Annotated in this window: 11 protein-coding genes and 1 pseudogene; 5 read left to right on the top strand and 7 right to left on the bottom strand. The window is 67.9% G+C overall.

Annotation, left to right across the window (positions count from 1 at the left end; genetic code table 11):
• The first annotated feature begins 1 nt into the window (after position 1).
• The 4 genes from M6D93_RS09765 to M6D93_RS09750 all read left to right on the top strand — a co-directional run bounded on the left by M6D93_RS09765 (position 2) and on the right by M6D93_RS09750 (position 5,574).
• Positions 2-805: a hypothetical protein gene (locus tag M6D93_RS09765; RefSeq protein WP_249774164.1), complete on the top strand. Its 804-nt coding sequence runs from the start codon at positions 2-4 to the stop codon at positions 803-805.
• A 222-nt stretch (positions 806-1,027) separates the two neighbouring features.
• A complete protein-coding gene (locus M6D93_RS09760; protein WP_249774163.1) occupies positions 1,028-2,701 on the top strand; it encodes a glycoside hydrolase family 26 protein in 1,674 nt (557 codons plus the stop codon).
• Between the two features lie 6 nt (positions 2,702-2,707).
• Entirely contained in the window at positions 2,708-4,411 is a 1,704-nt protein-coding gene (locus M6D93_RS09755; protein WP_249774162.1) for a glycosyltransferase family 2 protein, read from the top strand.
• A 233-nt stretch (positions 4,412-4,644) separates the two neighbouring features.
• Complete coding sequence (locus M6D93_RS09750) at positions 4,645-5,574, top strand: glycoside hydrolase family 26 protein (protein ID WP_249774161.1); 930 nt, start codon at positions 4,645-4,647, stop codon at positions 5,572-5,574.
• Between the two features lie 35 nt (positions 5,575-5,609).
• On the opposite strand, the gene M6D93_RS09745 is transcribed toward M6D93_RS09750, so the two are convergent.
• Genes M6D93_RS09745 through M6D93_RS09735 form a run of 3 tightly spaced genes read right to left on the bottom strand, consistent with a single transcriptional unit; the run spans position 5,610 to position 10,230 of the window.
• Positions 5,610-6,416, bottom strand: coding sequence for an HAD family hydrolase (locus M6D93_RS09745; RefSeq protein WP_249774160.1), 807 nt, complete (start codon positions 6,414-6,416; stop codon positions 5,610-5,612).
• Positions 6,413-9,046, bottom strand: a complete 2,634-nt coding sequence (locus tag M6D93_RS09740) for a phosphoribosyltransferase (RefSeq protein WP_249774159.1) — start codon at positions 9,044-9,046, stop codon at positions 6,413-6,415. The genes M6D93_RS09745 and M6D93_RS09740 overlap by 4 nt, the downstream gene beginning before the upstream one ends.
• A 23-nt stretch (positions 9,047-9,069) precedes the next feature.
• A complete protein-coding gene (locus tag M6D93_RS09735; protein ID WP_249774158.1) occupies positions 9,070-10,230 on the bottom strand; it encodes an HpcH/HpaI aldolase/citrate lyase family protein in 1,161 nt (386 codons plus the stop codon).
• A 161-nt stretch (positions 10,231-10,391) separates the two neighbouring features.
• Here M6D93_RS09735 and M6D93_RS09730 point away from each other — a divergent pair.
• Positions 10,392-11,027: pseudogene (locus tag M6D93_RS09730) on the top strand (TerD family protein); the annotation flags it as partial.
• Between the two features lie 109 nt (positions 11,028-11,136).
• On the opposite strand, the gene M6D93_RS09725 reads toward M6D93_RS09730, so the two are convergent.
• The 4 genes from M6D93_RS09725 to M6D93_RS09710 form a co-directional block, all read right to left on the bottom strand.
• Positions 11,137-11,652, bottom strand: coding sequence for a hypothetical protein (locus tag M6D93_RS09725; protein ID WP_249774156.1), 516 nt, complete (start codon positions 11,650-11,652; stop codon positions 11,137-11,139).
• A 568-nt stretch (positions 11,653-12,220) separates the two neighbouring features.
• Positions 12,221-12,784 (bottom strand): TerD family protein, encoded by a 564-nt coding sequence (locus M6D93_RS09720; RefSeq protein ID WP_249774155.1) that lies wholly within the window; start codon positions 12,782-12,784, stop codon positions 12,221-12,223.
• Positions 12,784-13,287 carry a hypothetical protein gene (locus M6D93_RS09715; protein WP_249774154.1) on the bottom strand — a complete coding sequence of 168 codons (504 nt, stop codon included), beginning with the start codon at positions 13,285-13,287 and terminating at the stop codon, positions 12,784-12,786. Before M6D93_RS09715 ends, M6D93_RS09720 begins: the two co-directional genes overlap by 1 nt.
• Before the next feature lie 14 nt (positions 13,288-13,301).
• Complete coding sequence (locus M6D93_RS09710) at positions 13,302-14,534, bottom strand: toxic anion resistance protein (protein ID WP_249774153.1); 1,233 nt, start codon at positions 14,532-14,534, stop codon at positions 13,302-13,304.
• Positions 14,535-14,612: the final 78 nt, after the last annotated feature.

The raw sequence follows: 14,612 nt of genomic DNA, 5'->3' as shown, positions 1-14,612 counted from the left end.
CATGTCGCAACGAGCTGCGGCCGAGACCACATGGTCGCGGCGGCTGGCCACGCCGCGCCAGCTCTGGGCGCAGAGCCGGCGCGCCGAGCGGGTCGCCGTCGTCATCGGCTGTCTGCTCATCGCCTCGGGCCTGCTCCACCTGCTGGTCGCAGTGCGCTATCCGCGGCCATGGGACGGTCCGCTGTCCTGGCGCAAACCAGTCACGTTCGGACTGTCCTTCGGAACGAGCCTGCTCGCACTCACGTGGTTGAGCCGACCACTGCAGGTGGGCACCAGGCTGCGCGACGTGGCACTGACGGTATTCACGCTCGATTGCCTCATCGAGGTCGCCGGTATCACCGTGCAGGCCTGGCGCCACGTCCCGTCGCACTTCGACACCGAATCGGGCTTCGATACGGCGGTGGCCTATGCCCTCGCGGCGGGTGGCGCCGCGCTGGTTGTCGTACTGGGCGCCGCGGCGGTCGTAGCTGTGCGGGGCCGGGTCGACGGGCCACCCCCACTACGCCTCGCGCTGCGGGCCGGATTCGGCCTGCTGCTAGCCGGGCTGGCGTCCGGCGCGGCGATGATCGTTCGCGGTGAATACCTCATCAAAACCGGGCATCGCCAGCTCGCCTACGACCAGGCGGGCTTTCTGAAGTGGTTCCATGCGATCACGTTGCACGCTGTTCTCGTCCTCGCGGGGCTGGCTTGGTTGCTCGCCCGTCGGCCGCTGCCGGCCGCGCGGCAGCTGCTCATCGTCCGCTGGGCGGTCGGGGTCTACCTCGCACTGTCCCTGCTCGTCCTACTGGTTTTGGTGTGGCCGTGATCTTGATCGTCTCGGCACGGCGCAGCGGAACCTGAGGTTTTCGCGGCGAGAGAAGAAACACGTGCGTCCAAATCCGGCCGAGAGTGTCCAAATCAGCACGAGATGGTCGCTCCTCTGGCAACTCTCTGTGTACATCTAGTCACACAGAGTTAATAGACTCCTGCCACGCTCAGTGACGAATTCTTGTTGCCACTCTCCGCACCGGCTTGGAGCACCCCGCATATGCCCGACCTCAGCAAGCGCCCCGAACGCTACGCGACCGCGCTCGTGGCCCTCACCGTGGTGGGTGCTTTCACCTATCGAACGCTGGATATTCGATTCGGCCCGGATCATCGGATCGCCCAGCTGCAGTCGGAGAACAGCCAGCTCGCCCAGCAGCTGTCCCAGCACGCCAGCCCGTCCGCGGCACCTACCTCATCGGCAACGTCTATCACGGTCAGTAACAGCAGTCACAAGGACTGCAGCGCGTTTCCGAACCAGCAGGCCGCGCAGCAGTTCTGGAATGCTCACCGGACGACGTACCCCTCCTGGGACGGCAACCACAACGGCGTGGTGTGCGAACAGCTGAAGTCGAACGCCCACCCGAGCGGAAAGCCACGGCCCACCGTTACGGTCTCTACCAACGCCACCGCCTACGTCACGCCCGCGGCCGCGACCGTTGTCGCGCAGAACTCGCAGGCGGCGTCCCAAGAGCCGAGCGCGCCCAGCACCGCGCCGCCGATCCCGTCCGGCCCGACCAAACCGACCGCCCCGAGCAAGGCCACCATCCTCGCCTCCCGCCAGCACTTCGGCCTCTACGCGGGAACCCAGGAGGAGTACAACAACGTCGAGTCGACCCTGGCCCGAGACACCACCATGCACGGTTACTTCCAGGGCTTTGACAGCGACTTTCGCGCCGAGGCGGTCAACTCGGCCTGGGCGGCCGGCGAGATTCCCTTCCTGACCTGGGAATCCCGGCCGCTCAACGACGCAGTGACCAGCACCGACTACTCCTTGCCCAACATCGTTGCGGGCGGCTTCGACACGTATCTGAAGGCCTACGCCGACGACATCGTCGCCAACGGTCTTCCGCTGGTGATCCGCTTCGATCAGGAAATGAACGGCAACTGGTACCGCTGGGCGGAATCCAACGCGACGTTCAACAATCCGAAGGGCTCGTTCATCGCCGCCTGGCGCCATGTGCATGACATCTTCCAGGCCGAGGGCGCCAACAACCTGGTGGTCTGGGACTGGGCCCCGAACCGGATCGACAACATCCGCCGATACGCCTCCATCGACAACTACTACCCCGGCGACGATTACGTCGACTGGGTGGGCATGACCGGCTACTACCGGCCCGGCGACTCCAGCCCCACCTTCGCGTCCACCTACAACGCCACTCTGGCCGAACTGCGTCGCGTCGCCCCCAGCAAGCCGATCCTCATCGCCGAGGCCGGGGCGACCGAGTCCGGAGGGCACAAGCTGGCGTGGGTCAGCACCTTCTTCAGCGGGCTCCAGGCGAATCCGGACGTGATCGGATTCGTCTGGTTCAACTACGCCGTCACAGCCTCCGGCACCACCAACGACTGGCGAATCCAGTCCAGCAGCGACGTCACGAAGGCCTTCCGGACCGGTCTGTATGCCACCGGGTTCGGCCGTGACCACGGCAAAAAGCCCATCCTGGTCACCACCGTTCCCAGCGCGAGTCCCACGACCACCAGCAGCGCAAGCCCGAGCACGACCGGTGGCGCGAGTCCGAGTTCAACCGGTGGCGCGAGTCCGAGTTCAACCCGTGGCGCGAGTCCGACCACGTCGAACCACGTGGCCCCGGCCGCAGTCCTCACATCGTTCACCACAGCTCAGTCGGTACCAGTTCCGTCCGCACGTCCGTCCGCAACCCCCTCCTCACGTGGGTGATCGCCAATGACTCTGATGTCGCTGCGCAAATCCGGTCCTGACCTCAGCCTGCCCAGTCCGCCCACCGACGAGGAGAAGTACTGGTACATGGGACGCCAGCACCGCTGGCTGCTCCTCGTCCAGGCCCTGGCCCTCGGGCTCGTCGTGTTCAGCATCAGCCGCTTCGCCCTGACCCGGCCGGCCCTGTGGTTCTTCCTGGCGCCGGCGACCCTGTACACCGGCACATCCGTGATGTCGCTGCTGTCCAGCGGGCGGAAGAAGCGCACCTCTCGCCTCGACCACGAGTTACGGGTGCTCGAGTACGACGGCACCGATGCGCCGACGGTCGACGTCTTCCTCCCGACGGCCGGTGAGCCGTTGGAGGTTCTCGACAACACCTATCGCTACGTCGCCGACCTCGACTGGTACACCACAGTGCGGGTCATCGTGCACGACGATGCCGCGCGCGAGGAAGTGCGAGAGCTGGCGCAGGCCTACGGCTTCGACTATCTCGTGCGCCCGAACCGGGGTGAGCTCAAGAAGGCCGGGGCGTTGAAGTACATGTACGAACGATCCTCCGGCGACCTGATCTGCATCTTCGACGCCGACTTCGTTCCGCGTTTCGACTACCTCCACGAAACCGTGCCCTACTTCGGTGACCCGACCGTGGGCATCGTCCAGACCCCCCAGTTCTTCGACACCGACAGGCGGATGAACTGGCTACAGCGCTGCGCCGGTGCGACGCAGGAGCTCTTCTACCGCTTCATCCAGCCCTCCCGGGATCGCTCGAAGGCCGCGATCTGTGTCGGCACGTGCGCGATCTACCGGCGTTCGGCCCTGCAACAGGCCGGAGGCTTCGCCCAGATCGGTCACAGTGAGGACGTCCACACCGGGGTCAAGCTCATGAAGGCCGGCTTCCATCTGCGCTACGTCCCCATCCTGGTGAGCAAAGGGTTGTGCCCGGATTCGCTGCTCGGTTTCCTCAACCAGCAGTACCGCTGGTGCACCGGATCGATGTCGCTGCTGGCCGACCGCAGCTTCCACAAGAATCCGATCTTCTCCGTCCGTCAGCGGCTGTGCTTCTGGTCGGGATTCATGTACTACATCAGCACTGCGGTGAACATCTTCGTCGCGCCTTTACCAGGTCTGATCATGCTGTTCTTCTTCCCCCAGCACATCTTCCCGCACAACACGGTATGGCTGCTCGGCGCGATCGCCCTGTGGTACTTCATCCTGCCTACAATGATGAAGAGCAACTGGCGTCTGGACGTGTTGCGGGTCCAGCAGCTGTACTCCTTCGCGCACGCCGTCGCGATCGTCCACATCCTCACCGGCCGGACCAAGGAATGGGTCGCGACCGGAACCGCGAACACCAAGAAGACCCCGCTGGCACTGACCATTTCCCGCGTCATGAGGGTGACGGTGTTCATCACCCAGGCGTTGCTCTGGACCGCGATCACGCGCGCCACGCTCGAGTACGGCATCGGACACACCTGGGCGATGCTCTGCTTCGCGCTGGTGTCGGCCTACCTGCAGATTCCGATGTTGTTCATGCGCGCATCGGCCCGCCCCGCGAAGGCGAAGAAGGCCGCCGGCACCGAGCGCGGCGACGCCGTTCGCGTCCCGACCGTTGCGGCGTACCGCCCGCCCCGCCGGGTGTCGGCTCCGCGCCCGGTGTCGGTGTCGGTTGCCGCATCGACGGCCGCCGATCCCGCATTGGCGCGACGGTGACCGCTACCGCGCACCCGGACGTCGGCACGTCGGTCGGCCGCGAGCAGCTCACGACAGGGCCGGGCAGCAGGGGTTCTGGCCGCAGGGGTTCCGGCCGCAGGGGTTCCGGCCGCAGGGGTTCCGGCAGCTCCGCAATTGACCGGTCGGGCGGTGGGCGACGATGGCCGGCGTGGTGCGCCCTCGTCGCAGCGGTGCTGTCTCTGCTGGTTGTGGCCGGGTTCGCGGTGAACGCGATGAGACCGAAGCCGGCGACCCCGATACCCCGCTTCTACGGGTTGGATGTACCCAACGGCTCGGCGGCCGCCTTCACCGAGTTCGCGAAGTCGGTCGGCACCCCGCCGACTGTCAGCTCGGTGTTCATCAAGCTTGATTCGCCTGGCATCACCGCCGCTTTGGCCGCCGTCCCGGCCGGCGTAACGCCCATGGTCAGCCTCGAACCGTGGTCACAGCACAGCCGCTGGGGAGATGCGCAGCAATCCCGCTACACGCTGGCCGCATTGAGCTCGGGCACGTTCGACGCCCAGCTTCGCGCGGTGGGCTCCGAGCTGGCCGCGGCCCAGCGTCCCCTGTACCTGCGTTTCGCGCACGAGATGAACGGTGCCTGGTACCCGTGGGCCCAGGCGGTCAACGGTAACCAGGCCGGGCAGTACATCGCGGCCTGGCGTCATGTCCACGATCTGATCGCGCCGATCCTCGGTCAGCGCACCTCCTGGGTCTGGGCGCCGAACATCTTCGCCGGCACACCCAAGGGAGCGCCCAGGTTGGCCGGGCTGTACCCCGGTGACGACTACGTCGATCTGGTCGGGCTCAGCGGCTACAGCCACGGTGACTCGGTCGCGTCGACCTACTGCCCCACCGTGGCCGCCCTGCAACATCTGTCCACGCGGCCGTTGTTGCTCGCCGAGATCGGCGTCGAGGGCAGCGAGCAGGCGTCGTGGTTGGCGCAGCTCGGACCGTTCATGGCGGCGAATCCACGCATCCGGGGCTTCGTGTACTACGACACCACCCCGGAAACCACCGGCGCCACCGGTTACTACCGCATCGACAAGAACCCGGCCTCGGTCCAGGCCTTACGCACCTCGCTGTCGGGCCTCGGGATCGGAGGGGGTGCGGCGGTCACGGGTGCGGCGGTCACGGGTGCTGCCGCCGGTCAACGCTGCTGACCCGCGACCTCCGGGCACCGGCACGGCCGCCGAGTTCAGGACGCAGAGGCCGCGACCTGCTCGGCGAACCACCGGCAGATCTCCTCGCCCGCCCGTACCCCGGCCGACTCGGTCCCCACGACGTGCGGCGCACTCCAACCCGCGTCGAACAATTCCCCGTGAGCCGGACGGATACCGCGGTCGGCGGCTTCCAGCAGATCGATGTCGAGCAGCGAATCCCCTGCCGCCAGAACGGTTTCGGCGTCGATCCGGCGAGCAACCTCGAGCGTGGCGGCGGCTTTGGTCAGGGTCTTGGGTACCCAGTACAGCTTGCGGCCCTGTAGAGACGTCGACCAGCCGCGGCTGTCGGCCCAGGCGCTGATCTCGGCCAGGAACCCGGCAGGCATCGCCGCCCGATGAACCACGGCATAACAGAACATGCCGTCGGCGTTGCGCAGTTTCACGGTCCAGTCCGCATCGCAGGCCGCGGCGACGTGCGTCCACACTTCGTGCAAGGACGCGACCTGGGCCAGCGAAGCCGACACCGTGCGGCTCCAGGTTCGATCCAGTGCGCCGTCGACGAAGAGGAAGCCGCCGTTGGCCGCGACGGCGAACCTCGGCCTGCCGCCCGGTAGCACCACCCGGTCCAACTGCTTGGGAATGCGAGTCGTCACCGGCATCAGCACCGCGGTTCGGGTCAGCTGCTGCAGGGCCGTCGCGGCGGCCGCGGTCATGAAGGCTGCCTCGACGCCGTTGTCCCGTTCCACGCAGACCAACGTGGCGTGTTTCTTACTGGACAAGGCCAGCGCACCCTTGGAGTAGATCAGCGTCCGGTCCAGGTCCGAGGCCACCAGCACAGTCATGCGGGAGCTCCCGCCGAGACGCCGTCGGCGCCGACCGCGCTTCGGGTGTAGCGCGGGTGGATCAGGCCGACGCAGCTGTAGGGAAGGTCGGCTCGCTCCTCGATCGGCACCCCCCGCTGTTCGGCCAGCAACAGCACGTGGGCGAGTTCGGTCAGCGCCGACGGCCGGACCAGGATCCGCCAGGGAACCCTGCGCAACAGCACTCTGGTGGTCTCCCCGACACCCGGCTTGACCAGATTCACCTGGTGGATGCCGTATTCCTCGGACAGGGCCTCGACCGCGCGCCAGCCGGCCCAGGTCGGTTCGGTGTCCACCCGGCCGGCCAGCTGATCGCACACCTCGCGGTCGACGCCGGCGCCGACTTCGGCAAAGCGAGCCGACACCGCATCGACGAAGTGACCGGAGACGTCCACGGGCGCCAGTTCGCGATAGAACTTCGCCCCGTGCAGTTCGCCCGAGCCGATCAGCTCGTCGTTGAGCACCGTGCGCGAGACCAAACCCGACACCGTCGAGTTCAGGCAGGCCGACGGAATCAGGAAATCGTCGCGGGTACCGAAGATGCGCACGCACGATCCAGTGTCGGCCAGCACGGCGAGCTCACCGGAGAAACCCTCGAAACGAACGGCCGGTGAATCCCCGAGCCCCACAGGTCCAGACGGATCGTTGGCTCGGGCGACGGCCGCGGCCAGTTCCCTCGCGATCGCACCCTTGCCCGTCCAGCCGTCGACGAACATGACCGAGCGAGGATCGTGATGGCGGGCGAGGAAGGCCAGTGCGCTGGCGTCGATTCCGCGGCCGCGGACGATGCTCACGGCGTAGTGGTCCAGCTCGAGTCCGTGACGCCACCGGGCCCAGCGCCGCATGAGCACTCCTACCGGCGTACCGGCGCGCGCGAGCGATACCAACACCGCGTGGGGACCCCGGGCGGCGAGCACGCGCTCGGTCACGATGCCCACCGCGTGCGCCACCCGCAGGGACGAGGCGCTGACCGCCTGCTCGTAGAGCCGTTGGTATTCCGGACTCGGCTGATACTCGATCGGCAAGGACTCGGCGTAGTGGGCTCCCCCGCCCTGGATGGCCTCTTCGCGTTCCTCCGTCGGCGCCTCCAGGTCCACCGCCGACAGATCCTGCAGCAGCCAGGCCACCTCCTCAGCGGGATAGCTGCCGAACCGTGGTCCACGCAGCGGGCTGCGACGCGGGCGGTGCGCGGGAATCCGCACCGGACTCACCCGTCCGACGCAGTGGCGCAGCTGGTCCAGCAGGCCGCCCGGCGCCGCGAGCAGAACGGAATCGGTCTCGTCGTCGGTCACCAGGATCACGCGGTCGAAACGGTCAGCGCGATCCTGTCCGGCCGCGACGTTGTAGGCGAACCGGGCAGCCGGTCCTTCGACGGGACGGTCGAAGGCGGGAAAGCTGATAGCCGTGCGGATCGGGTAGCGCGCATCGTCGACCGCGAGCACCGGTGACCGCGTCGTCGTCGAGTACCGGACCGTCGATTGCGGGCAGATCCGCTGCAGGGCAAGGGCGATCTGCATCGGGGCGTACATCAGTTCCTCGGTGCCCAGCACGAGCACCCGATCAGCCGGCCCGTCACCTACCAGGGCCCGGGCGCAGCGTTCGGCCGCAGCGAGCAGGGCCGGTCGATCGCCCGGATCGAAACCGTGCCGGCCTCCTTCCCGTACGCCGGCCGGCCACGCCTCGGACAGGACGCGGTCGAGCGTGCCGGCGACGCTCGGGGTCGAGCTCGAACCGGCCGGGGCGCCTGGATCAGGCACGGGGGTCGTTCGGTCATCGAGCGCGCTGATGACCGTCGCGGCGGATTCGTCCAGGCCACCGGGCAGCTCGATCCGGCCGCCGGCCAGCGCGACGGCCTGGATCTGGGTGTTCTGCTCGCGTGCGAACCGCTGCAGTTCCTCCTGCTCTGCCGGTGGCCGCAGGTCGATGAGGCTGGCGATGACGTAGCGAGCGCGCGGCGCGGTGGCCTGCAGGGCCGCGATCGTATTGCGAACCGTCCGACCGGTCGAGAGTTCGTCGTCGACCAACACGATGGTCGCGGCGGCCTCGACCATCCGGACGTCTTCGGGCACGAGCAGGTGCTCGGTAGCGTGGGAGTGTTCTTCGCTGAACCCACCGGTCGGCGGGCTTCCGGGAACGTGCCGGCGGGTCGAGTGCAGGTAGGTGCAGCCCAGTGCGTCGGCCACGGCGTGCCCGAGACCGGTTGCGGTCTCGGCGTAACCCAGGACCAGCACCCCTGGGTGGCTGCCTCCGACACTGGCCGGCGAGCAGCGGTCGAGCAACTGCTGGGCCGCTTGCGCGTCACCGGCCAACCCGCGTCTCAACAGTTCGCCGCCCTCGCGTTGACGTTGCCCATGTTGCTCGCCCCGCATCGTTGAGGTTGCCCTCGTTGCTTCCTCGCCCGTCGCGAGGCAACCGGTGACCAGCTCCCCGAGCAACAGACCGGCGCCATAGACGATTCGAGGGTCGGTCGGGCAGTGCTTGCCGAGGACGGAGGAGACCAGCAGCTGGGCTCGTTTCCGGTTGCGCCGCAGGGCGATTCCCGCTAGCTCGGTCACGGTCAGACCCGTCCGTCCGGGCGTGTCGGTGAGCTCGATACCCAAGTGCTCACGCACCCACCCGCCGGAGGCCGGCGTTGTCACTGGTGCAGCCCCGCTCCGAGCAGGTCGACGAAGGAGGTCGACTCGTGCGCGACGCCGAACGCGTGCGCCCGCTGCATGATCCGGCGCGCCCACGCCGAATGCGGCTTGGACTCGTTCATCTTGTTCCGGTAACTGGACGCCGCCACCCCGCCCCCCGCCTGCGTGCCCAGAACGTCGGTGGCGTCGGAGAATTCCTCGTGGGTCACGACCGAAAGCGCGTGAACCGCGGCGACATGGGTCGGGTGAATAACCGTCTTTCCGAGCAGGCCGTTCGCCCGATCCAGCAACACCTCCCGGATCAGGCCGTCGAGGTCGCGAGCGATGAGCTCGGCCCGCAACGAGCGTTCCTCGTGCTCGATGAACGGCGACTCCCGCAACTGCGGTTTGAACAGCCGCTCGGTCCCGGAGAAGTACTCCCAGACCGGACCGGTGACCACCCACCCGCTGCCATCGGCGCGAGCCAGGACGTTGACCACGTCGCTGATCACATCCGCGACGAGCCGCACGTCATAGATCGTCAGCTCCCGCGGTCGTCGCAACCCGTAGGTCGCAGACAGGTCGGTTGCCCCGAGCCGGACGGCCAGCACGTTGGGCCGGTACTTCTCCAGCAGTTCGCGGACGGCCAACAATTCGTTCAGCCGCTGCTCGGCGTAGCTGATTTCCCGAGTCTCCAGCACCGGCATCGCCAGCATGCGGCGCCCCGCCGATTCACCGGCCGCGGTGACGGCCTCCAGGTAGGCCAGACCGCTGGCCTCGGTGAACTTCGGCAGGACGAAGCCGGCGAGCACGCCGACCTGTTCGCCGAGTTCGGCCACCACCATCGGAATCTGCTCCGCTGCCCGCACCCGGACGAAGACCAGCGGCTTCGGCGCGTCGGTTCGGGCGTAGCTACGCAGTTGAGCTACGGCGTTGCGTTCGGCCGCGGGCAGGTCGGCATCGGCGATGGCGTCCTCGAGGCACACCACCGCGCTCAGCACGCCCTGCGCCGCCCGCTTGGCGATGCTTTCGGCCAGGTGCGGACGGGTCGCCGGAATGTAGAGCGTCGCGCCGAGCGCTACCGCCAGCACGCTCGGCGGATCATCCAGGCCGAACTCCTGAGGCGGATGCAAGAACAGGCGGTCACGGTCGTCGGCGGAGAGGAAGTCGAAATGTCGCACAATCCGCTCCTTTCACCGATCCGGTCGCCGCCATGAGTTCCATACGGTAACCGACCGGAGTAAACGCTGTCGGTCGCTGTCTTCGGTCGCTGACTCCCGTCACCGACTCCGGCCCCTGCGCGACACGCCCAGGTGGGCGATCGCTCTGGCACGATCGGAGCATGACGTCCTTGACTCCCGGCGCCAACTGCGCCGTCCCCGCAGCCGTTGTCCGGGCGGAGCTGCACTGGGCTCCCGGTCCGGGCGTGCCGGACGTGGATTTCTCGGCGCTGCTGCTCACCGAGAGCGGTCGCGTCCGCAACGACGAGGACTTCGTCTTCTACAACCAGCCGCGACACCGTAGCGGGGCCGTGCGGCACCTGGGCAAAGGGGGCGACACCGACGCGCTCGAGATCGACCTGCAGGCAGTCGAGCCCGGCATCGAACGGATCGTGCTGGCCAGCTCTGCCGATGGCGGCAGTTTCGGTCAGGTCCCCGGCCTGTTCTTGCTCGTGCGCGAGGCCGGTACCGGGGCCGAGGTTGCCCGTTTCGACATGAGCGCCTCAACCGAGACCGCCTTTCTGGCCGGTGAGTTGTACCGCCGGGCCGGGCAGTGGAAGTTCCGGGCCGTCGGGCAGGGCTACGCCTCCGGCCTGGCGGGGTTGGCCGGTGATTTCGGGATCACCGTCGAGACCGATACCCATCCGGCCCCGATCCCCGTGCCTGCCTCTGCTCGGGTGCCAGCCCCGGCGCCAGCCCCGGCAGCGACTCCGGCACCGTGGGGAGCCAGCACGCCGGTCGCCGCGCCCGCCACCGGGTCCTTCGGATCCTCAGCGCACCCGAGTTGGCCGCCGCCCCCTCCGCCGCAGCCGCAACAACCGACACCCGGCTCGCCGCCGCCGCACTCGCCGGTGACCCCCTGGCCGCCTAGGTGAGGGGACTGCGGCCGTCGAGCCAGGTGATCCGGTCGAAGCCGTAGGCGTTGACCGCGTCGCGCACCGTTCCGCGGAACTCCTCCATCTCGGCACGAAGGGTCAATTCCCCGTCGACGTTGTAGAGCGAGAGCAGCACGCCCGTCTCATTCGAGGGCGGCCGGTCCAACGGCAGTTCGACGCGGTCACCGCCGTAAGTGCTGGCCACCAGCGTCCCGCCCCAGTTCAGCACCCGCCCGGACTCGGAGAAGGCATAGACGATCAGGCGCACGAGGTTGCGCGACTGCGCCAGGTCGACGGTGATCTGCTCGAACTCGTGACGGGCCGCCACTAGTAGCGGCCGGTTGCCGGTCGGCGGCCCGGTGGTGACCCCGCTGACGTACTGCACGATCGAGGACTGGCCGGAGGCCAGTTCGTAGGCACACCCCAGGCGCAGATCCCCCACCGCCGGGGAGCAGGCGGCCGTGAACACCAGCACTCCTATCCCGGATTGCAATCGGCTCAGCGTCACTGCGGGCGCCTTCGGCGTGAGGATCGTCGGTGCGGCTCGGGTGAGTCGACGCACCGAGTACGTCAGACCGGAGGCGGTCGAGGTCCTCAGCGGCGAAGTGGTCCGCTCGGCTCCCGCAGACCGGTCCGCGGGCGGGGCGGGTGGTTGGCTCGCAGGGGGTTGGCTCGCAGGGGGTTGGCTCGCAGAGGGTTGGCTCGCAGAGGAGCGAGGTCGGGCAGCACCCGAAGTGGCAGTGTCCGACGACGGCGACAGATCGAGCAGGTTCTCCTCGGCTGCCGCTACGCGCGAGGCCCCTGCGGCGGGCGGTTCCACAGGCGCGGGCGGGTGAACAGGCGACGGTGGTTGCACAGGACGCGGTGGTTGCACCGTGGCGGTGCGGTCCTCGACTGTCGGCCGATGGGTGGGATGGGCGCCACTGGAGTGGATGAAGTCCGCGACCGCCCGGGCCGGCGTCGCCGCATCTCCGCCGGGACGTCGCGGGCGCGATCGGTGCTTGAGGTACGCCAGATCGGGCCGCGGCGGTGCGGTGGCCGGATCTCGTGGGCTCACCGGCCGACCGCCGCGGTGATCACAGGGCGATCCCGTAGTCGGCCGCGATTCCGGCGATCCCTTTGGTGTAGCCGTCCCCGATCACCTTGAACTTCCAGCCGCCGGAGTGCCGGTACAGCTCACCGAGCGCAATCGCCGTCTCGGCGCTCAAGGCCGGAGCCAGATTCTCCGAGCGCACGAGTTCGCTGTTGTTCCCGGCATCGACCACCCGGATGACACACTCACGCAGCTGACCGAGTGAGCGTCGCTGCGCGATGCCCTCGTTGAGGTACAGGACGACGACGACCCGCTCGACGGCGGCGGGCACGGCGGCGAGGTCGACCTCGACCTGCTCGTCGTCTCCGCCCAGGGCGGCCTCTCGCTGGCTGACCGATTCCTCCGGCGAGCTCAGCTGATTGAAGAACACGAAATGCTCATCGGACAGGATGCGGCTGGACCGGTCGGTGAGCAGCGTCGCGACCACGAGATTGTCCGCCAGCACGTGCTCGGACCCGGCGTTGAAGCGCACTCCGAGGATGACCTTCGCCAGGTCGGGGATCTCCCGGGTCAACTCGACGTTGGACCCGCGGCGCATTTCGGCCATCAGAGATCGAGGTCCGATCCGGAGAATTTCGTCCGGAGGAAGTTGCCTTGGGTCATCAGCGCGTCCACGTCCTGATTCTGCGCTGCCAGCAGGACGGCCGACGCGGCGGTCTGCAGGGACGCCAGCTGCTCCAGCAGGGACTGACGCGGTGTCAGACCCGAGATCCTCGCGGTGTCGATGAGATTCGGTTCTACGGCGAGGTAACTGCGCAGCGTCGTCGGCAGGTAGTCCTCCAGAGCCCCCCGCAGGCTCACGATCGCGTAGACGTCCAACGGCCGCACCTCGGAGGTGTCGATGATCTCGCGCAGGGTGTCGGTCACGCGGCGAGCATCGACCACCGCCGCGGGCGGCAGCCGGCCGGAGTTCTGGTTCACGAAGCGCACCACCCGGAACAGCTCGGCACGAAGGGTGGCTGGGCTGTCGGCCGCACTGTCGGCTGCCTGCGCGGCGGCGGCACTGGCGCTGGCGGAATTGCCGTCGGTGCCCCGACGAAACCAGGTCAACGAAGACCGGTCCGTTACTGGCCGGAGCCGGAGACCTCGCCGCGGCGGGTGCGCTCCAGGTACGGCTTGGCCCGTTCGATCTGGCCCTCCAGGGCGGTCACGGTCTGACCCATCGACTCCACCGCCTGTGCCCGGAAGGTATCGATCGCGTCCATCGTGGCGAAGACGTTGTCGAAGGCCGCCTGCAGCTTCGCCACCTCGATCGTCGACGACGCGGCCTGCTGGTTGATGGCCGCACCCTGCAGCTTGAGCTGTTCGGAGGTCGACTCGATCAGGTTGGACGTGACGGTGTTGAGGGCGTTGATCTGGTCCAGCACCAGCTTCTGCCGCGACAACGCCTGGGAAACGATGACCGCGATGCGCAGCGCCGCGATCGTGGTCGTCTGGGCGCGGTCGACGCCCTTGATCAGTTCGATGTTGTTCTTGCGGATGAGATCGAGGGCCAGGTAGCCCTGCACGTTGACCGCCATCTGCGTCATGAGGTCCTGCCGGCGTTGGCGGATCGGGAACAGCGCATCAGACCGCATGATGTTCGCGTCCTCGACCTTGCCCGACGCCTCGAGCTGCGCCACCTTGTTCTCCACGGCCGAGTCCAGGGCACCGGCGAGTTCGTTGTACTCGCTGATCTTGCCCATGGTCGTCCACATGTTGGCCTTCTCGGTCTCGATCGCGGCGTTGTCCTTGCGGAGCTCGTCCTGGCCCGAGGCCAGCGCCTTGATGATCGCGTCGAGGTGGGACTGGGCCGAGCGGTACTTGTCGAAGTACCGATCCACCTTGTCGCCGCCGGGCAGCCACTTCATCACCTTCTTCACACCGGACAGGTCGGCCCGGTTGGGATCGAGGTCGGTGACGGTGTGCCGCAGATCGACGAGCGTGTTGGACACCCGGACCTGCGCGTCACCGCCGCCCTTGCCCTTGCCCATTGCCGCTGCCGGTCGCTCGAGCATCCGGTTGGACATCGCCGCGGCGGCGCGCATGTCGTTGTCGCCCATCGTCGTGATCTGGGTGACCTTCGTGGCGAACTCCGGGGAGTGCGGGTCCAGGGCGGCCAGTCCTTCGACGAACTGCGCGGCCTTGGTCTGCAGCTCGCTCTTCTTGGTCTCATCGAGCGGGATCGCGCCGAGGGCCTGTTCCTTCTCCACCACGACTACCGGCGCCGGTGGCGCAAGCACCAACGCACCCGGGTTGGTACCCGCAGTGGCCGTGGGGGCAGCGGTAGGCGTAGATCCGAGATCGAGTTCCGACATGTGCGTTCCTTCTCCTTCGCGGCGACGACGGCGACCCGGTCGCTACGTTAGCCATTCTCCTGCGCGAGCGCCGCGAAT

This window comes from Jatrophihabitans telluris, from assembly GCF_023516435.1.
Classification (GTDB): Bacteria; Actinomycetota; Actinomycetes; order Mycobacteriales; family Jatrophihabitantaceae; genus Jatrophihabitans_A; species Jatrophihabitans_A telluris.
The sequence above is the reverse complement of the archived record's forward strand: the minus strand, read 5'-3'. Positions and strand labels throughout refer to the sequence as shown.

What these genes read in the sequence shown, in the direction of transcription:
- M6D93_RS09765 (WP_249774164.1), top strand. Translation starts at nt 2, where the DNA reads ATGTCGCAACGAGCTGCGGCCGAGACCACATGGTCGCGGCGGCTGGCC.
- M6D93_RS09760 (WP_249774163.1), top strand. Translation starts at nt 1,028, where the DNA reads ATGCCCGACCTCAGCAAGCGCCCCGAACGCTACGCGACCGCGCTCGTG.
- M6D93_RS09755 (WP_249774162.1), top strand. Translation starts at nt 2,708, where the DNA reads ATGACTCTGATGTCGCTGCGCAAATCCGGTCCTGACCTCAGCCTGCCC.
- M6D93_RS09750 (WP_249774161.1), top strand. Translation starts at nt 4,645, where the DNA reads ATGAGACCGAAGCCGGCGACCCCGATACCCCGCTTCTACGGGTTGGAT.
- M6D93_RS09745 (WP_249774160.1), bottom strand. Translation starts at nt 6,416, where the DNA reads ATGACTGTGCTGGTGGCCTCGGACCTGGACCGGACGCTGATCTACTCC.
- M6D93_RS09720 (WP_249774155.1), bottom strand. Translation starts at nt 12,784, where the DNA reads ATGGCCGAAATGCGCCGCGGGTCCAACGTCGAGTTGACCCGGGAGATC.
- M6D93_RS09710 (WP_249774153.1), bottom strand. Translation starts at nt 14,534, where the DNA reads ATGTCGGAACTCGATCTCGGATCTACGCCTACCGCTGCCCCCACGGCC.